The sequence below is a fragment of the Corynebacterium marinum DSM 44953 genome (assembly GCF_000835165.1).
Classification (GTDB): Bacteria; Actinomycetota; Actinomycetes; order Mycobacteriales; family Mycobacteriaceae; genus Corynebacterium; species Corynebacterium marinum.
In genome coordinates, this window is record NZ_CP007790.1 from 643,737 (window position 1) to 663,852 (window position 20,116).

At 68.0% G+C, this 20,116-nt stretch carries 18 protein-coding genes and 1 tRNA gene; 9 read left to right on the plus strand and 10 right to left on the minus strand.

The window, feature by feature from the left end; genetic code table 11:
• Positions 1-2: 2 nt before the first annotated feature.
• A complete protein-coding gene (locus B840_RS03140) occupies positions 3-836 on the plus strand; it encodes a TrmH family RNA methyltransferase (protein ID WP_042620925.1) in 834 nt (277 codons plus the stop codon).
• Here the strand turns inward: B840_RS03140 and B840_RS03145 are convergent.
• From B840_RS03145 to serC, 3 genes are all read right to left on the minus strand, one after another.
• The gene (locus B840_RS03145) at positions 833-1,672 is read right to left on the minus strand and encodes a DUF6928 family protein (protein ID WP_042620926.1); all 840 of its coding nucleotides are present in this window, start codon (positions 1,670-1,672) and stop codon (positions 833-835) included. The two genes, B840_RS03140 and B840_RS03145, sit on opposite strands and share 4 nt — an antisense overlap.
• A gap of 12 nt (positions 1,673-1,684) precedes the next feature.
• Positions 1,685-2,617, minus strand: a complete 933-nt coding sequence (sepH, locus tag B840_RS03150) for a septation protein SepH (protein WP_042620927.1) — start codon at positions 2,615-2,617, stop codon at positions 1,685-1,687.
• Positions 2,618-2,720: 103 nt separating this feature from the next.
• Positions 2,721-3,851, minus strand: a complete 1,131-nt coding sequence (serC, locus tag B840_RS03155) for a phosphoserine transaminase (protein WP_042622475.1) — start codon at positions 3,849-3,851, stop codon at positions 2,721-2,723.
• A gap of 505 nt (positions 3,852-4,356) precedes the next feature.
• On the opposite strand from serC, the gene B840_RS03160 reads away from it, so the two are divergent.
• Together B840_RS03160 and fkpA are read left to right on the plus strand one after the other, a co-directional pair.
• Complete coding sequence (locus tag B840_RS03160; protein WP_042620928.1) at positions 4,357-5,649, plus strand: citrate synthase; 1,293 nt, start codon at positions 4,357-4,359, stop codon at positions 5,647-5,649.
• A gap of 104 nt (positions 5,650-5,753) precedes the next feature.
• On the plus strand, positions 5,754-6,113 hold the full coding sequence (fkpA, locus tag B840_RS03165) for an FKBP-type peptidyl-prolyl cis-trans isomerase FkpA (RefSeq protein ID WP_042620929.1): 360 nt from the start codon (positions 5,754-5,756) through the stop codon (positions 6,111-6,113).
• Positions 6,114-6,131: 18 nt separating this feature from the next.
• Here fkpA and B840_RS03170 read toward each other — a convergent pair whose 3' ends face one another.
• Positions 6,132-7,319: an NAD(P)-dependent malic enzyme gene (locus B840_RS03170; protein WP_042620930.1), complete on the minus strand. Its 1,188-nt coding sequence runs from the start codon at positions 7,317-7,319 to the stop codon at positions 6,132-6,134.
• 63 nt (positions 7,320-7,382) lie between these two features.
• Here B840_RS03170 and B840_RS03175 point away from each other — a divergent pair, with 63 nt between their 5' ends.
• The 4 genes from B840_RS03175 to B840_RS03190 all read left to right on the plus strand — a co-directional run bounded on the left by B840_RS03175 (position 7,383) and on the right by B840_RS03190 (position 11,490).
• Positions 7,383-8,234, plus strand: a complete 852-nt coding sequence (locus B840_RS03175; RefSeq protein WP_042620931.1) for an aldo/keto reductase — start codon at positions 7,383-7,385, stop codon at positions 8,232-8,234.
• A 429-nt stretch (positions 8,235-8,663) separates the two neighbouring features.
• Positions 8,664-8,951, plus strand: a complete 288-nt coding sequence (locus B840_RS03180) for a DUF485 domain-containing protein (RefSeq protein ID WP_042620932.1) — start codon at positions 8,664-8,666, stop codon at positions 8,949-8,951.
• A gap of 4 nt (positions 8,952-8,955) precedes the next feature.
• Positions 8,956-10,599, plus strand: coding sequence for a solute symporter family protein (locus tag B840_RS03185; protein ID WP_042620933.1), 1,644 nt, complete (start codon positions 8,956-8,958; stop codon positions 10,597-10,599).
• Positions 10,600-10,662: 63 nt separating this feature from the next.
• Positions 10,663-11,490, plus strand: coding sequence for a hypothetical protein (locus tag B840_RS03190; RefSeq protein WP_373285093.1), 828 nt, complete (start codon positions 10,663-10,665; stop codon positions 11,488-11,490).
• Here B840_RS03190 and B840_RS03195 read toward each other — a convergent pair.
• Both B840_RS03195 and B840_RS03200 read right to left on the minus strand, forming a co-directional pair.
• On the minus strand, positions 11,468-12,340 hold the full coding sequence (locus tag B840_RS03195) for a DUF1906 domain-containing protein (RefSeq protein WP_042620935.1): 873 nt from the start codon (positions 12,338-12,340) through the stop codon (positions 11,468-11,470). The genes B840_RS03190 and B840_RS03195 overlap by 23 nt on opposite strands.
• A gap of 189 nt (positions 12,341-12,529) precedes the next feature.
• Positions 12,530-12,602: transfer RNA gene (locus B840_RS03200), tRNA-Arg, on the minus strand.
• A gap of 102 nt (positions 12,603-12,704) precedes the next feature.
• On the opposite strand from B840_RS03200, the gene B840_RS03205 reads away from it, so the two are divergent.
• Positions 12,705-12,983 carry a cg0963 family protein gene (locus B840_RS03205; protein WP_042620936.1) on the plus strand — a complete coding sequence of 93 codons (279 nt, stop codon included), beginning with the start codon at positions 12,705-12,707 and terminating at the stop codon, positions 12,981-12,983.
• On the opposite strand, the gene B840_RS03210 is transcribed toward B840_RS03205, so the two are convergent.
• Genes B840_RS03210 through B840_RS03225 form a run of 4 tightly spaced genes read right to left on the minus strand, consistent with a single transcriptional unit; the run spans position 12,980 to position 15,366 of the window.
• Positions 12,980-13,252 (minus strand): mycoredoxin, encoded by a 273-nt coding sequence (locus B840_RS03210; protein WP_042620937.1) that lies wholly within the window; start codon positions 13,250-13,252, stop codon positions 12,980-12,982. The genes B840_RS03205 and B840_RS03210 overlap by 4 nt on opposite strands.
• A complete protein-coding gene (locus B840_RS03215; RefSeq protein ID WP_042622476.1) occupies positions 13,249-13,785 on the minus strand; it encodes a dihydrofolate reductase in 537 nt (178 codons plus the stop codon). Before B840_RS03215 ends, B840_RS03210 begins: the two co-directional genes overlap by 4 nt.
• 5 nt (positions 13,786-13,790) lie before the next feature.
• A complete protein-coding gene (locus B840_RS03220) occupies positions 13,791-14,597 on the minus strand; it encodes a thymidylate synthase (protein ID WP_042620938.1) in 807 nt (268 codons plus the stop codon).
• A 10-nt stretch (positions 14,598-14,607) separates the two neighbouring features.
• Positions 14,608-15,366 (minus strand): 3'(2'),5'-bisphosphate nucleotidase CysQ, encoded by a 759-nt coding sequence (locus B840_RS03225; RefSeq protein ID WP_042620939.1) that lies wholly within the window; start codon positions 15,364-15,366, stop codon positions 14,608-14,610.
• Between the two features lie 34 nt (positions 15,367-15,400).
• Between B840_RS03225 and B840_RS03230 the strand changes: the two genes are divergently transcribed.
• Positions 15,401-20,056 (plus strand): ATP-dependent helicase, encoded by a 4,656-nt coding sequence (locus B840_RS03230; protein ID WP_084602740.1) that lies wholly within the window; start codon positions 15,401-15,403, stop codon positions 20,054-20,056.
• The last annotated feature ends 60 nt before the right edge of the window (positions 20,057-20,116 follow it).

Genomic DNA, 20,116 nt, shown 5'->3' on the forward strand with positions numbered 1-20,116 from the left:
GCATGCGCATCCGCATCGACGACCCCGCCGACCCGCGTCTCGACGACGTCCGCCACCTCAACCGCTCCGACAACCGCCCCGACCTGCCGGGCGGGAAAGGCCTGGTGATCGCCGAGGGGCCGCTGGTGGTGGGCAGGCTGCTGGAATCACGGTTTCCCGTGCGCCGCCTGGTGGGGTTTCCGGCCAAACTGGACGCCTTCCTCGCGGAGACCGAGGTGCCCGCCGATCTGCCGATCTACGAGATCAGCCGGGAGGTGCTCGCCGCCGTCGCGGGTTTCGACATGCACCGCGGCCTGCTCGCCGCCGCCGACCGGGCGTCCGAACCCGAGCTCGCGGACATCCTCGCCGCCGCCCGCACGGTCGTCGTGCTCGAGGGGGTGGGCGACCACGAGAACATCGGCTCCATGTTCCGCAACGCCGCCGGGATGGGTGCGGATGCGGTCCTGTTCGGCAACGGCTGCGCGGATCCGCTCTACCGCCGGGTGGTCCGCGTGTCCATGGGCCACGTGCTGCGTACGCCTTTCGCCCACCTGGCGGGCAGCCGCACGACGTGGCAGCGTTCGCTCGCCGCGCTTTCCGACGCCGGGTTCCGCCTCGTCTCCCTGACACCGGACCCGGAGGCGGAGCATCTGGCGGACGCCCTCGTCGATGAGCACGGTCGGCCGTGGCCGAAGGTGGCCCTGCTCGTCGGCGCGGAGGGGCCCGGCCTGACGGAGCACGCCATGCGCGCGACCGACGTCCGGGCCAGGATCCCCATGGCGCCCGGGACCGATTCGCTTAATCTGGCCACCTCGGCCGCGATCGCCTTCTACGAACGCGACCGTTCCCTGCGTTAATCCCGGTCGGAGTGCCGGATCTTCTCGTTCACCCAGGAACGGGCCCGGCGTGCCCGGCGGCCCAGGACCGCACCGGCGCGCCTGGCGGCCGCCACCGACTCGTCCGCCCAGCGGGGGAGGCGGGTGTGGTCCTCCTCGGCGGGGGACTCGTAGTCGTCGTAACCCCCGACCAGGTCGGGTTCATCCCGCCCGCGGGACGCGCGCTCGCGTTCCTGCCGCGGGCCGTCCACCGCGCGCGGCGCCGGCCGTCCGTCCACCGCGTAGGCGACGACATGGATGTCCGGGCCCTCCGGTGTGACGTCCACCCCCACCCAGGAGCGCTGGGCCTCGGCGACCAGGTCGACCGGCTCAAAAGGTAGGGAGATGCCCCCGGCGCTCTCGGCCTTCTCCCCGGCCCAGAAAGGCGCCTCGAAGGGTTCCGGGAGCCCGACGTCCTCGTAGGTGCGGTTGCGCTCCGCGCACAGCGACCGTTTGAGCACCCCGCCGCGCCAGTGCGCCACAGCGCCGTACCCGGTCGCGATGTTCACGGCGAAGGCGTAGATGTCGGCGGCCGGCACCGAATTCAGGAGGCGGCGGTCGATCCCGGAGAGCTCGGGCGTGTCGGTGAGCACCGTCTGCACGATGGTCACCCCGGGGAAACCCGCCACGTAGTACTCGCCCGCAGACGCCTGGGCCGAGCGGTTCAGGGGAAATTCACCGATCGGGGTGATCGGCCACGCCGGGTTGAGCTGGGCGAGGTACTTCCGGCCGAAACCTCGGTCCGCCCTCGGCTCCGCGGCGATGATTCGCGCCGGGTCAGCGGCCGTGACAAACCACAGGGTGACGACAGTCTCCACGACCCTCCGCCCCTAGTCCCGCGGACGCTTCGTGTTTGCGCGGACGCCCAGCAGCACGTCCTCCCAGTGGGGGGTCACCGCTTTGCGACGCCTCCGGGCCGGCGCCTTGTCCTCCGCCTCGGGCTCCTTCCCGAACTCTCCCCCTTCGAGCTGTTCCGCCCCCTCGTCCCCGGCCGCGGCGGAGTTCTCCTCCGCCCGGTCCTCGTGGTCCTCCTCGTAGCGGTTGCCCCGCCCGACGGAGGTGAGGGTGCGCACCGGCTGGACGAAATCTGGGTCCGTGAGGTCGGCCGCCACCGGGTTGCGCGCCTCCGCGGTCGACTTCGAGGTGGGCCGCACCTCGATGGCCCATTCGGCCTCGTTCTCCGAGAGTCCTGCGGTCCAGGACACCCTTGCGACCCAGGTGCCGTCAGGCTCCCGGTAGGCGTCCCAGTCGGTGTCGGCGACGGAGTGCCCGCGCGCGGCGAAAGCGGCCGCCAGCACCTCCCACAGGGTCAGTTTCGCGGGGCCGTCCTCGCGGACGGGGTGCGCCTGCTTGGCCAGCTCCGACATCCGGGAGCGTTCCAGCAGCACCGGGTGCGCGAAAGCCTCGACCCGGGACTCGGCGACGCCCATTTCTTCGGCCAGCTGGGCGACGGAGGCGCCTGCGCGGATCCGGGTCTGGATCTCCCGGGGGCGCATGGTCAGCGGGGTGGTGAGCAGCGGGTCGGGGGTCGGCAGCGCGCGCGCCGCAGATGCAGGCCGCGGGACGGGCTCCGGCTCAGGCTCCGGCTGCCGTTCCGGCGTTTCCTCCGGCGCGGCGGTGATCTCCGGTGTCCGGCCGGCGAGAAGATCGCGGGCGGCGTCATCGAGCCGGGTGACGTCGAGGAAGAACTGGTCGCCGTCCTCGGCGCGCAGAACCAGGGAGGTCGGCGTCGATTCGCCGGGGACGAGGAACAACTCGCGCATGCGTTCTCCTTCAGGACAGCTCACGTGATGTATTCCACCCTAACGCAGACATGCGCCGGACCGGGTGAGGTCCGACGCATGTTTGAGATTCGACGCAGGGCGGCTACTTGTTGGCCACGCCCGACTCGAGGACGTGGTCGATCGCCTTGGTCAGGGTCACGACATCGGCGGAATCGATCGCCGGGAACATGCCGATACGCAGCTGGTTGCGGCCCAGCTTGCGGTAGGGCTCGACATCCAGGATGCCGTTGGCGCGCAGGACCTTGGCCAGCACGGCGGCGTCGATGGAGTCGTCGAAGTCGATGGTGCCGACGACCAGCGAGCGCTTCGCCTTGTCGGTGACGTAGGGCGAGGTCTCCTCGCGGGCCTCTGCCCAGGAGTACAGGGCGTCGGAGGATGCGGTCGTGCGGGCGACCATGCCGTCCAGGCCGTCGTTCTCGTTCATCCACTTGACCTGGTTGTCCAGCATGAGCAGGGTACCCACGGCCGGGGTGTTGTAGGTCTGGTTCTTCAGGGAGTTGTCCACTGCGGTCTGCAGGTTGAGGAACTCCGGGATGAAGCGGTCGGAGGAGTTGATCTTCTCGATGCGCTCCAGGGCTGCCGGGCTCATGGCGGCCAGCCACAGGCCGCCGTCGGAGGCGAAGCACTTCTGGGGGGAGAAGTAGTAGACGTCGGCGTTGGTGATGTCCACCGGCAGGCCGCCGGCGCCGGAGGTGGCGTCGATGGTGACGAGTGAGCCCTCGGACCCCTCCGGGCGGACCACGGGAACCATGGCGCCGGTGGAGGTCTCGTTGTGCGCCCAGGCGATGACATCCGCACCTTCGAAAGCCTGCGGCTCAGGGGTGTCGCCCGGCTCGGAGGTGGCGACCGACGGCTCGTCCAGCCACGGCGCCAGCTTGGAGGCCTTGGCGAACTTGGAGGAGAACTCGCCGAAGGAGAGGTGGCCGGACTTCTTCTCGATCAGGCCGAAGGTCGCCGCATCCCAGAATGCGGTCGCGCCGCCGAGGGACAGGATGATCTCGTAGCCCTCCGGCAGGGAGAACAGGTCGGCGAGACCCTCGCGGACGGAGCCGACGACGTTCTTGACGGCCGGCTGGCGGTGGGAAGTGCCGATGATGTCGCGGCCGCCGTCGACGATGGCCTGGATCTGCTCGGGGCGGACCTTGGACGGGCCGCAGCCGAAACGGCCGTCAGCGGGGAGGAGATCGGCGGGGAGGGTGGGGAACTCGGTCATGGAGATGACGTCCCTTTCGTGGTTTGTGAGGTAGCTGTCCAAACGAGATCAACCTTAGTATCTCCCCGTCCGGCCGATAACCGGAACCCGGTTGTGTGCTGGAATACGATGACGGGGGTAGCGGATGGGGTGGCGGGACGGCTGCACGCTCGCAAATTCCACGGGGGTGACCTGCTTTTGTGAAACATGTTGCCCCCATCACATCCTTTGCTAAACTGTGCTCTGGTCCACCCAGGCGGCGGCAGGTCCCGTTCCGGCGTAGCAGCGGAAATGCCTTCTGGTGGGAGCACAACTGCACAGCGACGGCTCCACCGAGATATTCCCCGCACCTGAGTGAGGGGGAGAAGGCGGAAAAGTCGTCTGCATCATCGTGATAGCGTCACCTAAGCTGATACATGACTCACCGTCATGTCGGGACTACGGTGGGCGTCACACTCATTGAAGTTCTGAAGACGGCTGACCCCGACGCGGGGCAAGGTCGACAACGAAGTCTGAAAGGTACACAGTGGCTACTGACAACAAGGACAAGGCCGTACTCCACTACCCGGGCGGCGAGTACGAGCTCGACATCATCAAGGCCACCGAGGGTAACGACGGCGTCGTCCTCGGCAAGATGCTGGCTGACACGGGCCTGGTCACCTTCGACCCGGGTTACGTCTCCACCGGCTCCTGCGAGTCGCAGATCACCTACATCGACGGTGAAAACGGCATCCTCCGCCACCGCGGCTACGACATCGCGGACCTGGCCGAGAACGCCACCTTCAACGAGGTCTCCTACCTCCTGATCAACGGTGAGCTGCCGACCGTCGAAGAGCTGCACACATTCTCCGACGAGATCCGCCACCACACCCTGCTGGACGAGGACTTCAAGTCCCAGTTCAACGTTTTCCCCCGCGACGCTCACCCGATGTCCGTGCTGGCCTCCTCCGTCAACATACTGTCGACGTACTACCAGGACCAGCTCGACCCGATGAACGAGGAGCACCTGCACAAGGCGACCGTCCGCCTCATGGCCAAGGTGCCGATGCTGGCCGCGTACGCCTACCGCGCATCCAAGGGTGCGCCGTACATGTACCCGGACAACTCCCTCAACGCGCGCGAGAACTTCCTGCGCATGATGTTCGGTTACCCGACCGAGCCGTACGAGATCGATCCGATCATGGTCAAGGCCCTGGACAAGCTCCTCATCCTGCACGCCGACCACGAGCAGAACTGCTCCACCTCCACCGTCCGCATGATCGGCTCCGCCCAGGCGAACATGTTCGTCTCCGTCGCCGGCGGCATCAACGCCCTCTCCGGCCCGCTGCACGGCGGCGCCAACCAAGCGGTCCTCGAGATGCTCGAGGAGATCAACGCCAACGGCGGCGACGCCACCGACTTCATGAACCGCGTGAAGAACAAGGAGGACGGTGTCCGCCTCATGGGCTTCGGACACCGCGTCTACCGCAACTACGACCCGCGCGCGGCCATCGTCAAGGAGACCGCACACGAGATCCTGGAGCACCTCGGCGGCGACCACCTCCTCGACCTCGCAATGAAGCTGGAGGAGATCGCCCTCAACGACGACTACTTCATCTCCCGCAAGCTGTACCCGAACGTCGACTTCTACACCGGCCTGATCTACCGCGCCATGGGCTTCCCGACGGACTTCTTCACCGCCCTGTTCGCCATCGGCCGCCTGCCGGGCTGGATCGCCCACTACCGTGAGCAGCTGGCGACCACCACCAAGATCAACCGCCCGCGCCAGATCTACACCGGCCAGACCCTGCGCACCGTCACCCCGCGTGAGGACCGCTAGGACCACCGGTTAGTCCGAGCCTAAGAAACCGGGCACACCGCCACCTTTATACTGGGGGCCGTTGTGCCCGGTTTTCCCATGAACACCCACAAGGAGACACACTCATGACCAAGCCCCAGATCGAAGCCCAGACCGGCCCCGCACCGGAGGACCTCGTAGCCGTCGACCTCATCGTCGGCGAAGGCGAGGAGGCGCAGGCGGGAGGTCTCGTCGAGGTCCACTACGTCGGCGTCGATTTCGAGTCGGGCCAGGAGTTCGATTCTTCCTGGGATCGCGGCCAGTCCATCGAGTTCCCACTCAGCGGCCTCATCGCCGGCTGGCAGGAAGGCATCCCCGGCATGAAGGTCGGCGGCCGCCGTCAGCTGACCATCCCCCCGGAGAAGGCCTACGGCCCGGCCGGTGGCGGACACCCCCTGTCCGGTCGCACCCTGGTCTTCGTGATCGACCTGATCAGCGCCGGTTAACCAGCGCCGACTACAGGACTAGGCCGTGGCCGCCGCCCATGCGGCGGCCACGGCCCTGCTCACTTCGGGGGCGACGCGGGCGTCGAGAGGCGAGGGGACGATGTGCTCGACGTCGAGGTGCTCCGCGGCGACCGCGGCGATGGCCTGCGACGCCGCCTGCTTCATCTCGGGGGTGATGGATGTGGCTCCCGCGGCGAGCGCGCCGTGGAAGATGCCGGGGAAGGCCAGGACGTTGTTGATCTGGTTCGGCAGATCGGATCGTCCCGTGGCGACGACCGCGCCGTAGCGGTAAGCGAGCTCGGGGTCGATCTCCGGGTTCGGGTTGGCCAGTGAGAACAGGATCGGCCGCTCGGCCATCAACTGCAGAGCCTCCTCGGGGACGGAGCCCGCGGACACCCCGATGAAGGTGTCCGCGCCCTCGAAGGCCTCGAAAATTCCGCCGGTGACGCCCCGGGGGTTGGTGGTGCGTGCCAGTTCGTCCTTGACCTCGTTGAGGTCCCCGCGGCCGGCGTGGATGATGCCGCGGGAGTCGAGCATGATGATGTCGCTGATGCCGGCGTCGGCGAGCATCTTCTCGCAGGCCACGCCGGCGGCGCCCGCTCCTGAAATGACCACCTTGAGGTCGGGGAGTCCGCGGCCCAGAAGAAGGCAGGCGTTGCGCAGCGCGGCGAGGATCACCACGGCGGTGCCGTGCTGGTCGTCGTGCATGACCGGCATGTCGAGGGTCTCGACGAGCCGGCGTTCGACCTCGAAGCAGCGGGGCGCGGAGATGTCCTCGAGGTTGATGGCGCCGAAGGAGGGCGCCAGGGCAGTGATGGTCTCGACGAGTTTGTCGGGGTCGGTCTCGTCCAGCACGATGGGCACGGCGTTGAGGCCGGCGAAGCGGTGGAACAACTGGGCCTTGCCCTCCATGACGGGAAGTGCCGCGCGGGGGCCCATGTTGCCGAGCCCCAGGACGGCGGTACCGTCGGAGATGATCGCCACGGTGCGGCCGATACCGGTGTAGCGCTGTGCGAGCGACGGGTCCTCCGCGATGGCGGTGCACACGCGCGCCACTCCCGGGGTGTAGGAGACGGAGAGGTCCCGCTGCGTCTCCAGGGGCCGGGCGGAGCGGATCGTCAGTTTTCCCCCCTCGTGGGCGGCGAAGATCTCCTCGTCGCTCAGGTCGGCGGTGTGGTGGGCGGCGGCATTCGGGTCAGTGGACATAGGCCCAAGTCTAGGACCTGTGACGAGGTGATCCTCTCCCCGTCGCGGGTGAATCGGGGCACAATGGGGTCCATGACTACTCTGACGCTCAACGACGGCACCGAGATCCCGCAGATCGGACTGGGCACCTGGAAGCTGCTGGGGGAGGAGGGGGTCCGTGTCATCCGGGAAGCTATCTCCCTCGGGTACCGCCACTTCGACACTGCATCCGCCTACGGCAACGAGGAGACCGTCGGCCGGGCGGTCGCGGAGGCCGTCGCGGCTGGCGACGTGACGCGCGAGGAGCTGTTCATCACCACGAAGGCGTGGCAGAACGAGCAGGGGAAGGACGGGATCCCCCGTGCCTTCCGCTCGTCGCTCGACCGCCTCGGGCTGGAGTACGTGGACCTTTATCTGGTGCACTGGCCGGCGCCGGACCAGGGGAAATACGTGGAGAGCTTCGAGGCGGTCGCCCGCCTGCAGGGGCTCGGCCTGGCGCAGTCCGTCGGCGTGGCCAACTTCTACGGGGATGTGCTGCGCGAGGTCGTGGACGAGGTCGGCGTTGTTCCGGCCGTCAACCAGGTGGAGCTGCACCCCGGTTTCTCCCAGGCGCCTCTCCGCGCCCTCCACGAGGAGCTCGGGGTGACCACGGTCGCCTGGTCCCCGCTCGGCCGCGGGATCCTGCTGGCGAATCCGGTTCTCGACACCGTCGCCCGCGCCGTCGGCCGGTCCACCGCCCAGGTGGCGCTTCGCTGGGCCATGCAGCTCGGTTGCGTGGTCATCCCGAAGTCCACGAACCCCAGACGGCTGGCGCAGAATCTCGCCGCCGCCGATTTCACCCTGAGCCGCGATCAGATGGAGGCTATCAGCGGCCTCGACGGACAGGCGGGGTTCGGGCGGATTTTTGAGGACCCCCGGACATTCGGCAGCAATTAATGCGCTGACCTGGCATAATATGAAGGAAGCAAATTTTGTGAATCAGCGGACGTTGCCTAGGCAAGGTTTGTGAAGTTCTGCTGGAGTGTGAAGTTTCGGTTTGCAAACTTTGCGCCAGAGAGCGAGTTCCCGAGCGGGGGTGGTTGTAGTATCAAAAAATGTCCTGCTGAGGATGGGTTTCGGGGGTGGCCCGGGTTTCATCTTTGGGCAATGTTCCATTTTCACTTCAACGTTGCAGTGTGAGCCAGGTAACTTACATTTGCAGTACAGAGTGTGATCACCCGCACAGGGCAGTTGGTCCGGCGGGAAAGTTCACCAGAAGCAAGAACCCCGGGTTGCTCCCGGGACAGACATGAAAGAGAGATCATTGTGAGTGCGACTCCAGCAGTCCGAGCGGACGGTCGGCGCGAGCCCACCTCCGAGGAATTCATGGCGATGCATGCGAGTCCGCAGTTCAAGGAACTGCGGAAGACCTACCGCTCCTTCACCTTCCCGATGTCCATTGCCTTCTTCCTCTGGTTCGCCGTATACGTCCTCGCGGCAGTGTTCGCCTCGGACTGGATGGCCACCGAGATCGGCGGCGGTTTCAACATCGGCATCGTCTTCGGACTCCTCCAGTTCCTGACCACCTTCGCCATCACGTGGATCTACGTGGTCTACGCCAACAAGAACATCGAGCCGCAGTCGGCCGCCATCCGCGAAGCAATGGAGGGCTAGAAACATGACAACCGCATACCTCGCTCAAGAAGTCAGCACCGGAAACCCGATCCTCAATATCTCGGTCTTCGTCGTCTTCATCGTCGTCACCATGACGGTGGTCACCCGGGTGGGCAAGTCCACCTCAGAGGCCTCCGACTTCTACACCGGCGGCGCATCCTTCACCGGCACCCAGAACGGCCTGGCCATCGCAGGCGACTACCTCTCTGCAGCCTCCTTCCTGGGCATCGTCGGCTCCATCGCCCTGTACGGCTACGACGGCTTCCTCTACTCCATCGGCTTCTTCGTCGCATGGCTGGTCGCTCTCCTGCTCGTCGCCGAGCCGCTGCGTAACGTCGGCCGCTTCACCATGGCGGACGTTCTTTCCTTCCGAATGCGTCAGAAGCCGGTCCGCGTCGCCGCGGCCATCGCCACCCTCGCAGTGTCCCTGTTCTACCTCATCGCCCAGATGGCCGGCGCGGGTTCCCTCGTCTCCGTCCTGATGAACCTCGACGGTAAGCTCGAGCAGTCCATCGTCGTCACCATCGTCGGCATCGTCATGATCGCCTACGTCCTCGTCGGTGGCATGAAGGGCACCACCTACGTCCAGATGATCAAGGCAGTGCTCCTTGTCGGCGGCGTCGGCATCATGACCGTCCTGGTCTTCGTCTCCGTCCGCGGCGGCTTCGGCACCCTGTTCAACGACGCGATGGACATGCACGCAACCTCCGCCAACATGGCGGAAAAGGGCTACGCGGCCTCCGACATCATGGCTCCGGGCCTGCGCTACGGCGGCAGCTTCACCCAGCAGCTGGACTTCGTCTCCCTGGGCCTGTCCCTGGTCCTCGGTACCGCCGGTCTGCCCCACGTCCTCATGCGTTTCTACACCGTCCCCACCGCCAAGGAAGCCCGCAAGTCCGTCACCTGGGCCATCGTCCTCATCGGCGCGTTCTACCTCATGACCCTGGTCCTCGGCTACGGCGCCGCTGCGCTGGTCGGTCCGGACCGCATCCTGGATGCACCGGGTGGCGCGAACGCCGCAGCTCCGCTGCTCGCACTTGAGCTCGGCGGCTCGATCTTCATGGCGCTGATCTCCGCTGTCGCCTTCGCCACCGTCCTCGCCGTGGTCGCAGGTCTGACCATCACCGCTTCGGCCTCCGTCGCCCACGACGTCTACGACGGTGTGTTCCGCAACGGCCAGTCCTCCGAGGCTGAGCAGGTCCGCGTCTCCCGCATCACGGTCCTCGTACTCGGCGCCATCTCCATCGTCCTGGGCATCCTGGCCATGGAGCAGAACGTCGCCTTCCTGGTGTCCCTGGCCTTCGCCATCGCCGCCTCCGCGAACCTGCCCACGATCCTGCTGTCCCTGTACTGGAGGCGCTTCAACACCGCCGGTGCCGTGGCCTCGATGTACACCGGTACCATCCTCTCGCTGGTGCTCATCTTCTTCTCCCCGGCTGTCTCCGGAGCACCGTCCGCGATGTTCCCGACCGTCGACTGGTCCATCTTCCCGCTGACCAGCCCGGGTCTGGTCGCTATCCCGCTGTCCTTCCTGGTGGGCATCATCGTTCCGTTCCTCACCAAGCCGGACAACCTGGACCACCTCACCGCTGAGATGGAGGTCCGCTCCCTCACCGGTGTCGGTGTCGAGGCCCCGGTCGATCACTAAGTAACACCCCGCAGTTGCTCCACCAGTGCCGCCATGACGTGAAAACGTCATGGCGGCACTATCATTCTCCGGGTGTCGAGAACTTCTTCCGGTGGCCGCACGTTTCCGGCGATTGTGGCCGCCGTCGTAGCCGTGGTGGTGATGGCGATCCCCCTCATCGCTGTCTTCGGTGCGACTCCCGACGAGGACGGCTCAGCCGACGGGGGCGTCGATAAGCAGGCCGTCGACGTGCGCCCCGTGACGGCCAACGGACCCGACCTGGAGTCCTTCGTGGAGAACTCCACAGGCTCGCAGATCAGCTTCCTCCGGCTCTCCGACGGCGAACGCGCCGGCACGGCCACGGAACGATTCGCGCGGCCGGCCCTCAGCCTCATCAAGCTCTACATCGCCGAGTACGTCATCGAGAACGGCACGTTCGCAGAGCAGTACGCGGCGATCGACATGATCAGCTCCTCGGACGACCGCACGGCGGGGGAACTGTACCGGGAGTACCCGGAATCCATCGACGAGGTGGCCAAGAAGTACGGCCTGCTCTCCACCCGCGCGCATGACCGCTGGGGCTACTCGGTGACCTCGACCTACGACGTGGTCAGTTTCATCGCCCAGCTGATCGATGAGGACCCCACCCACCCGATCCTGGTGGCTATGGCGGAGGCGACCCCCATCGCCGCCGACGGCTACGGCCAGGATTTCGGGACATCGGTCCTGCCCGGGGTGATCGGCACGAAGTGGGGCTGGTCGGACGACCGGGATCTGCACTCGTCGGTTTCCTTCGGCGAAAACTTCGTCGTTGCGGCGGCGGTGACCGGAGATGCGGACGATCTGACCGAACTGGTCGAATCCCAGCTTGAGGACGATGTGAAGGCGATTACAGGTTCGTCAGCTTCCTGACCAGGTCGACGCCCTGCTGGATCTGCTCCTGGCTGAGGCTGGAGCTGTTCGGCAGGGAGGGGATGGCGTTCGTGGCCGAGGCCGGGATCGCGCTCTGCGGCTGCGCCTGGCCCGGGGTCCACTGGCCCCAGTCCTGGGCGTAGACGTTGTTGATGTCGATGCCGATGCCTTCGATTGTGTCCTTGTCGATGCGGATCTGGTGCAGCGTGGTCCGCGGGTGGATCTGCCCGTTGGAGCCCCAGTTGTGCATCCAGAAGTACTGCCCGATGCCGTCCTGGACCGCCCAGTCGATGACGCTGTAGTTGCCGTACACGCCGGTCTGGTAGCCGGCCACCTGCAGGGCGCCCTGGAAGGCCTGCAGATAGGGGCGGATCTGGGTGTCGTACTGCGCGCGGGTGGGGTTGTCGTCGATGGCGACGTAGATCGGGCGGCCGGTCGGCCCCCCGGCAGCCCGGTGGTAGGAGATGGCCTGCGGCGCGTGCGTTGCGGCGCCCAGGGCTCCCTGCTTCCAGTCGGCTGTCGCGTCCTTGCCGTACTGGTACACTGACGCCACGGCGAGACCGTGGTTCGCGAAGTCCTGCGTCTCCGCGGCGGTGAGGGGCTTGCCCAGCATCCATTCCGCACCCGGACGGCGGCCGGACACGTAGCGTACGGCGCCCAGATGGCCGGCAGCCTTGACGGCAGCCGCGGAAGGGACTCCCGCCGAGTAATCGATGACCGTGCCCAGGATCGCGCCCTGGGCACGGGCCTGCGGGAGGGCTGCGCCGACGGTGCCGACGGTGCCCGCGGCCACGGCGATGGCGGCTGCGCGCAGGAATCCGCGCCGGTTGAGAGAAGGGGTGTTGGACACTGGGAGCTCCCGGGGGTGAGTGGTGGTGACCGCAACAGCAGTCACATAAGTAACAGGGATTACGTTAGCAACGGGGGAGTGGTGGCGCCAGGGAACCCGTCCGATCCGGCCGGGGTCGGCCGCGCGCGGAACCCGCGGGAAAGGGAAGGGCGGGCCACGTTTTAAGCGTGGCCCGCCCAATTTAAATCGTGCCCCAGAGAGGAATCGAACCTCCGACACCGGCTTTAGGAGAGCCGTGCTCTATCCACTGAGCTACTGGGGCAACACCGGATAGGGTACCGCACAAGGGGCAGGTGTCGGAAACCGTGACACGGCGAACTATCCTGGACAGGTAGACACTGATCACGCCAGAAAGGACCACGCCGTGGCCCAGAACGAGCCCACCTTCATCGACGTCCAGCGACGGGACATCGTCGCCGAGATCGTGACCAAGGATGGTGTCCCGGTGCTGTCCATTGACAAGCAGGTGCCGGGCGGATCCTCCAAGCGGCTGCTGCTGCTCAACAAGATCGACGCCAAGCAGCTCGCCAACGTCCTCGAGCATTACCTCAAGCAGGTGTACTCCCTGGAGCTGGCGGGCCTCAACGCCTCGCTCTCGCCCCAGGACATGGTCGCCCTGTTCGGTGAAGAGGACGAGGACTAGTCAGTTGACCCGGCCGTGAGCTCCTCGAGTTTGCGGCGCACGGCGGAAGCCTCCGGGTTGGTGGCGTGCGTGCCGTCGGAGTACTTCACCGTGGGTACTACACGGTTGCCGTCGTTGACGGATTCGACCCAGGCCGCGGCTTCGGCGTCGAGTTCGACGTCGACCAGGTCGTAGGGGGTTTCGGTCCGGTCGAGTCGCTTACGCAGGCTGGTGCAGTAGGGGCACCAGGTGGTGGCGTAGATCGTGACGTGGTTGGTTTCGGCCGTCATGCGGCCTCCTTTCGCTCGTAACGCAGGAAACGGTACCTCAGGGGGAGGTCACTGGGAACATCGTCGAGGATTAGCCCGCCCCTGTCCGAGAGAAGCCAGTCGGTGTCGGCGACGAGGCCGAACTCGGCGGGAATCTCCGGGGCGTGGACGGCGAGGTCGCCGAGAGCGTCGCCGAGCCGGGCCCCGATGAGGGTGACCTCCAGGACGTCGACCTGGTCGATGGTAGCGGCGTACACCTGCCCGCCGCCCATGATCCACACCTCGGGGGAGTCGGCGAGCTCCGGCAGGTCGTTGATCACTTGGCCGCCGTCGGACCATTCGCCCGCCTCGCGGGTGCACAGGATGAAATTCTCCCGGCCGGGCAGGGGACGGAACTTCTCCGGCAGGCTCAGCCACGTCCGCCGGCCCATGATGACGGGGTGGCCGTTGGTGATCTCCCGGAAATGGGCGAGGTCCTCCGGCACATGCCAGGGCATGCGCGCCCCGTCGCCGATGACCCCGTCGAGGGACTGTGCCCAGATGGCGCCGAGCATGGTCATCAGACGGAGACCCTGCCCCGGATCGCCGGGTGGGGATCGTAGCCGACAACCTCGACGTCGTCGAAGGCGTAGCCGAAGATGCTCTCCGCCTGCCGCAGGTGCAACTGCGGGTAGGGGCGCGGCTCCCGGGAGAGCTGCTCGCGCACCTGCTCCAGGTGGTCGTTGTAGATGTGGCAGTCTCCGCCGGTCCAGACCAGTTCGCCGACTTCGAGGCCCGCCTGCTGGGCGAACATGTGGGCCAGCAAGGCGTAGGAGGCGATGTTGAAGGGCACACCGAGGAACATGTCCGCGGAGCGCTGGTAGACCTGCAGGGAGAGTTTCCCGTCCACGACGTAGAGCTGGAAAAGCAGGTGGCAGGGTAGCAGCGCCATTTTGTCCAGTTCGGAGACGTTCCATGCGGAGACCACGTTGCGGCGGGAATCCGGGTTGGACTTCAGGGTTTCCAGGGCCTCGGCGATCTGGTCGATGTGTGCGCCGTCCGGGGTGGGCCAGGAGCGCCACTGCACGCCGTAGACGGGACCGAGTTCGCCCTCGTCGTCGGCCCATTCGTTCCAGATGCGGATGTTGTTGTCCTGCAGCCACCGGACGTTGGAGTCGCCGCGCAGGAACCACAGCAGCTCGCCCACGACGGAGTGGAGGTGGACCTTCTTCGTCGTGAGCAGCGGGAATGAGTCGGACAAGTCGTAGCGGAGCTGCCGGCCGAACACGCTGAGGGTGCCGGTCCCGGTGCGATCGCCCTTGGTTGCGCCCTGCTCGAGGATCTCGCGGAGGAGATCTTCGTAGGGAGTGGGGATGGAGGCAGTCATGCGGACTACCTTAGTAGCGACCGTTCGCCGCACGGAAAGCCGCAGCCATCGAGAGGATCTCCTCGGCCAGCTCGGGGCGGCAGATGAGGATGTCGGGCATGTAGGTGTCCCGGTTGTTGTACGTGAGCTCGGTGCCGTCGAGGCGCGAGCAGTGCAGGCCCGCGGCCTTCGCGACGCCCACCGGCGCGGCGGAGTCCCATTCGTACTGGCCGCCGGCGTGGATGTAGGCGTCGTAGTCGCCGAGCAGGACGTGCATGGCCTTGGCTCCGGCGGAGCCGATCGCGGCGGTCTCGAAACCGAGCTTCTCCGCGATGTGGAGGGCCACCTGCGGGGGACGGTTGTGGGAGATGGCCAGCTTTTTCGCGTACGGGCCCTTCACCGCGCGGGATTCCGCGGAACTGAAGACCACCCCGAGGTCGGGCAGGGCGACGGCCGCATGGGTGGGGATGCCCTTCTCGACGAGCGCGATGTGCACCGCCCAGTCCTGGCGTCCGGTGGCGAATTCCTTGGTGCCGTCCAGCGGGTCGATGATCCACACCCGGTCCTTGTCCAGCCGCTCCAGGGTGTCGGCCATCTCCTCCGAGAGGAAACCGTCGTCCGGGCGGTGTTGCCCCAGGACGCGGGCGATCCAGTTCTGCGCGAGCTCGTCGCCGGCGTCGCCGAGGTTGCGGCCGCGCAGGGCGCCGACGTTGCGGACCCCCTTGAGAATCTCCCCCGTGCCCTGCGCCAGCAGGTGGGTGAGTCGGGCGTCGTCAAGCTGAGCTGTCATGCCGTCGACCTTACCGCGCGGGTTAGAGTTGGGCATGGCTGACAGCATCCTCTCGCGCTTCCGCCCCCAGGTGGCCACCTGGTTCGGGGAGGTCTTCGAGGCGCCCACCCCGGTGCAGAAGAAGGCGTGGTCGGCGATCTCCGCCGGCGACAACGCGCTCGTGGTCGCGCCCACGGGTTCCGGCAAGACCCTCGCGGCGTTTCTGTGGGCCCTGGACAGTCTCGTGGAACGGGCCGGACAGCTGACGCTCCCGGTGGGGGAGGAGCGGGCGTCGGAAAGCGGGGGAGGGGTGAAAGTCCTCTACATTTCGCCGCTGAAGGCTCTCGGCGTGGACGTGGAGAACAACCTCCGCGCCCCGCTCACCGGCATCAGCCGGGTGGCGCAGCGGCTCGGGCTGGACGCGCCGGACATCACGGTGGCAGTGCGCTCGGGCGACACCCCGCAGGCGGAACGCAACCGGCAGGTGCGCAGGCCGCCGGACATCCTGATCACCACGCCGGAGTCGATGTATCTCATGCTCACGTCGAAGGCGGCGGGCATCCTCAAGAGCGTCGACACCGTGATCATCGACGAGATCCACGCATTGGCGGGCACCAAGCGGGGCGTCCACCTGACGCTGAGCCTGGAGCGCCTGGCACGGCTGACCGGCGGCTTCCAGCGGATCGGCCTGTCCGCCACCGTGCGGCCGCTGACCACGGTGGCGAATTTTCTCGGCGGCGGCCGGCCGGTGGAGATCATTGCCCCGCCCTCGGAGAAGGCGTGGGAACTCGGCGTCCGCGTCGGGGTCGAGGACATGTCGGACCTGCCGGTGCCGGAGATGGGCTCCACCATCGGGGAGGCGACGGTCGACGACCCGCTCGGCCTGTCCGGCGCCCCCGGGGAAGGCCCGGCTGAGTCGGCCCTGCCGCAGCAGAAGTCGATCTGGCCCTACATCGAACGTGACGTCTACGAGGAGGTCATGGCGCACCGCTCGACACTGGTGTTCGTCAACTCCCGGCGTTCCGCGGAGCGGCTGACCAGCCGGCTCAATGAGATCCACGCCGAGATCCACGACCCGGAGTCGCTGGCTCCCGACCTGCGGCGCCCACCGGCCCAGATCATGGTGGCCGCGGACACGGCCGGCTCCGCCCCGCCCGTCATCGCGCGTGCCCACCACGGCTCCGTGTCCAAGGACGAACGGGCCCGGACGGAGCAGATGCTCAAGGAGGGTTCCCTGCGCGCGGTGGTGGCGACCAGTTCGCTGGAGCTGGGCATCGACATGGGCGCGGTCGACCTGGTGGTGCAGGTGGAGTCGCCCCCGAGCGTGGCGTCCGGCCTGCAGCGGGTGGGCCGCGCCGGGCACTCGGTGGGTGCGGTGTCCGAGGGTTCCTTCTACCCGAAGCACCGCGCCGACCTGGTGCAGTCGGCGGTGACGGTGGCCCGGATGCGGCAGGGGCTCATCGAGGAGCTCCACGTGCCCGCCAACCCCCTCGACGTGCTGGCGCAGCACACGGTGGCCGCGGTGGCGGTGGAGGACGTCGACGTGGAGGAGTGGTACGCCCTGGTGCGGCGGGCCTGGCCCTACCGGGAGCTCTCGCGCGATGTCTTCGACGCGGTGATCGACCTGGTCAGCGGAGTCTACCCGTCGACGGATTTCGCCGAACTGCGTCCACGGGTGGTCTTCGACCGGGTGACGGGGATGCTCTCCGCCCGCCCGGGCGCGCAGCGGGTCGCGGTGACCTCCGGCGGCACGATCCCCGACCGCGGCATGTTCGGCGTGTTCCTCCTCGGCGGAGAGGGCACCCCGCGCCGGGTGGGCGAGTTGGACGAGGAGATGGTCTACGAGTCGCGCGTCGGCGACGTCTTCACGCTCGGGGCCTCCAGCTGGCGCATCGAGGACATCACCCGTGATCAGGTGCTGGTCAGCCCGGCGCCGGGGCACACCGGCCGACTGCCTTTCTGGACGGGCGACGCCGCGGGCCGGCCGTACGAACTCGGCCTCGCCCTCGGCGCCTACCGCCGCGATGTCCACGCCGACCCGGGCAAGATCGTCGACCTCGACGACAATGCGCGTACCAACCTGCTGGCTTTCCTGGCCGAGCAGCATGAGGCGACCGGCGTGATCCCGGACGAGAAGACCCTGGTGCTGGAGAGGTTCCGCGACGAGCTCGGCGACTGGCGCGTCGTCCTGCACACACCCTTCGGCCGTGGGGTCAACGCGGCGTGGGCGCTGGCGGTCGGCGCGCGGGTGGCCGAGCGCACCGGCATGGACGCCCAGGCCGTCGCCGGCGACGACGGGATAGTCCTGCGCCTGCCCGAGGGGGACACCGAACCCGACGCCTCCATCTTCCTCTTCGACGCCGACGACATCGGCGAGCTGGTCACCGAGCAGGTGGGCAACTCGGCGTTGTTCGCCTCCCGCTTCCGCGAGTGCGCCGCCCGCGCGCTGCTGCTCCCGCGCCGCAACCCCGGCAAGCGCGCCCCGCTGTGGCAGCAGCGCCAGCGCGCCGAGCAGCTGCTGGATGTGGCCCGGAAGTACCCCAGCTTCCCCATCATTTTGGAGACCGTCCGCGAGTGCCTCCAGGACGTCTATGATCTGCCCGCGCTCACCCAGGTCTGCCGCGACCTGGGGACCCGCCGGATCCGCATCGCGGAGGTCACCACCGATCAACCCAGCCCCTTCGCTTCCTCGCTGCTGTTCAACTACACCGGGGCATTCATGTACGAGGGGGACAGCCCGCTGGCGGAGAAGCGTGCCGCCGCGCTCGCCCTCGACCCGACGCTGCTGGCGAAACTGCTCGGCACCGTCGAACTGCGGGAACTGCTGGCCCCCGAGATCATCGACGAGGTCCACGAACAACTGCGCCGCCGCGGCGAACGCCGGGCCAGGTCGCCGGAGGAACTCGCCGACACCCTGCGGATCCTCGGCCCCGTCCCCGTCGACGAGCTGGGTGAGTACACCACTTTCCCCGGCGGGCCGGAGAGCCTCGGCAGCCTGGGCGACCGGATCATGGAGATCCGGATCGGCGGCCGCCCCCACCTCGCGCAGGCGTTGGACGCTCCACTGCTCCGCGATGCGCTGGGGATCCCCGTCCCGCCCGGTGTCCCCGCGCAGGTGGGCACCATCCTCGACGCGCTGGAGCAGCTGGTCTCCCGCTGGGTGCGCACACGCGGGCCCTTCGTCCTCCGCGACCTCGCCGACGCCTTCGGGCTGGCCGTCAGCGCCGCCCATTCGGCGCTGAAACCCCTGCTTGCCGACGGCCGCGTCATCGAGGGCCGCTTCCGCCAGGGCGTCGAGGAACAGGAGTACTGCTCGGCGGACGTGCTGGGGGTCATCCGACGCAGGTCGCTGGCCGCCGCGCGCGCCGCCACCCAGGCGGTCTCCCAGTCCGCCTACGCCCGCTTCCTCGTCGACTGGCACCAGGTCGCGCCGGTGGGGAAGCGGCCTGTGCTGCGCGGCGCCGACGGGGTGTTCACCGTCCTCGAACAGCTCGCCGGTGCGCGGCTGCCCGCCAGCGCGTGGGAATCCCTCGTCCTGCCCGCCCGGGTGGCGGACTACTCCCCGCTGCACCTCGACGAGCTCACCTCCTCCGGGGAGGTCCTCATCCTCGGCGCCGGCACCGCCGCCGCCCGCGACCCGTGGATCATGCTCCTCCCGGCCGACTACGCCGCCGAACTCGCACCACGGATCGACCCCGAGGGTCTGACGTTCATCCAGGAGCAGGTCGTGGAGATTCTCCGCCGCGGCGGCGGTTTCCTCTTCGCCGAGCTGCAGGCCGAGCTAACCGAGCTGGTCACCTCAGAAGAGCTGCGGGAGGCGCTGTGGGGACTGGTCGACGCAGGCCTGGTCAGCCCCGACAGTTTCGCCCCGGTCCGCTCCCGCCTGGCCACCTCCGGCGGCACGACCGCCCACCGTGCCCGGCGCCGCCCCAACCGTTCCCGGGTCCGCATGGGCCGGCCGCGCAGCCTGCCCAGCGTGCCGCACGACATGGGCGGCCGCTGGTCCCTGACCGTCCCCGCCAGTACCGACGCCACCGCCCGCTCCGTGATCCAGGGGGAGACGTGGCTGGACCGCTACGGCGTGGTCACCCGGGGCAGCGTCGTCGCCGAGGACGTGCTCGGCGGATTCGCCCTGGCCTACAAGGTCCTCAGCGGTTTCGAGGAGTCCGGCAAGGCGATGCGCGGGTACCTCGTCGAGGGGCTCGGCGCCTCGCAGTTCTCCACCCCGGCCGTCATCGACCGGTTGCGCGGCATGGCGGACAGCCCGGACCTGGGCGGCTGGCCCTCCGGGACGCAGGACCCGGACGTCCACGTGCTCGCCGCCGCCGACCCTGCCAACCCCTACGGCGCGGCGCTGCCCTGGCCGGAGAACGGGCCGAGCCGGGCGGCGGGCGCCATGGTCGTGCTCGCGGACGGGCTCCTGCTCGCCCACGTCACCCGCGGCGGCCGCACCCTCACGCTCTTCGACGACGTCAACACCGACCTGGTCGTCGCGGCGCTCGCGGCCACCGTCGATCAGCCGCTCACGGTGGAGAAAGTCAACGGCGGACCCGTCTTCGACGCCCCGTTGCTGGGGGCGTTGCGGGAGGCGGGGGCGTCGATAAGCCCGCGGGGCGTCAGGATCGGCGGGCGCTCAGCGCCCCCGCGTGCCCCCGGACGGGGGCGAAGCGTGGGCGACGCCATTGAGGGGCTGACTTTCCGCGACGAATAACCGCAGTTCGCGGGCCCATGCCCACCGCAGTGGACGAAACTGCACCCGTGTGAGCCGCCG

What these genes read in the sequence shown, in the direction of transcription:
- B840_RS03140 (WP_042620925.1), top strand. Translation starts at nt 3, where the DNA reads ATGCGCATCCGCATCGACGACCCCGCCGACCCGCGTCTCGACGACGTC.
- sepH (WP_042620927.1), bottom strand. Translation starts at nt 2,617, where the DNA reads ATGCGCGAGTTGTTCCTCGTCCCCGGCGAATCGACGCCGACCTCCCTG.
- serC (WP_042622475.1), bottom strand. Translation starts at nt 3,851, where the DNA reads ATGACCGAGTTCCCCACCCTCCCCGCCGATCTCCTCCCCGCTGACGGC.
- fkpA (WP_042620929.1), top strand. Translation starts at nt 5,754, where the DNA reads ATGACCAAGCCCCAGATCGAAGCCCAGACCGGCCCCGCACCGGAGGAC.
- B840_RS03170 (WP_042620930.1), bottom strand. Translation starts at nt 7,319, where the DNA reads ATGTCCACTGACCCGAATGCCGCCGCCCACCACACCGCCGACCTGAGC.
- B840_RS03175 (WP_042620931.1), top strand. Translation starts at nt 7,383, where the DNA reads ATGGGGTCCATGACTACTCTGACGCTCAACGACGGCACCGAGATCCCG.
- B840_RS03180 (WP_042620932.1), top strand. Translation starts at nt 8,664, where the DNA reads ATGGCGATGCATGCGAGTCCGCAGTTCAAGGAACTGCGGAAGACCTAC.
- B840_RS03185 (WP_042620933.1), top strand. Translation starts at nt 8,956, where the DNA reads ATGACAACCGCATACCTCGCTCAAGAAGTCAGCACCGGAAACCCGATC.
- B840_RS03210 (WP_042620937.1), bottom strand. Translation starts at nt 13,252, where the DNA reads ATGACGGCCGAAACCAACCACGTCACGATCTACGCCACCACCTGGTGC.
- B840_RS03215 (WP_042622476.1), bottom strand. Translation starts at nt 13,785, where the DNA reads ATGCTCGGCGCCATCTGGGCACAGTCCCTCGACGGGGTCATCGGCGAC.
- B840_RS03220 (WP_042620938.1), bottom strand. Translation starts at nt 14,597, where the DNA reads ATGACTGCCTCCATCCCCACTCCCTACGAAGATCTCCTCCGCGAGATC.
- B840_RS03225 (WP_042620939.1), bottom strand. Translation starts at nt 15,366, where the DNA reads ATGACAGCTCAGCTTGACGACGCCCGACTCACCCACCTGCTGGCGCAG.
- B840_RS03230 (WP_084602740.1), top strand. Translation starts at nt 15,401, where the DNA reads ATGGCTGACAGCATCCTCTCGCGCTTCCGCCCCCAGGTGGCCACCTGG.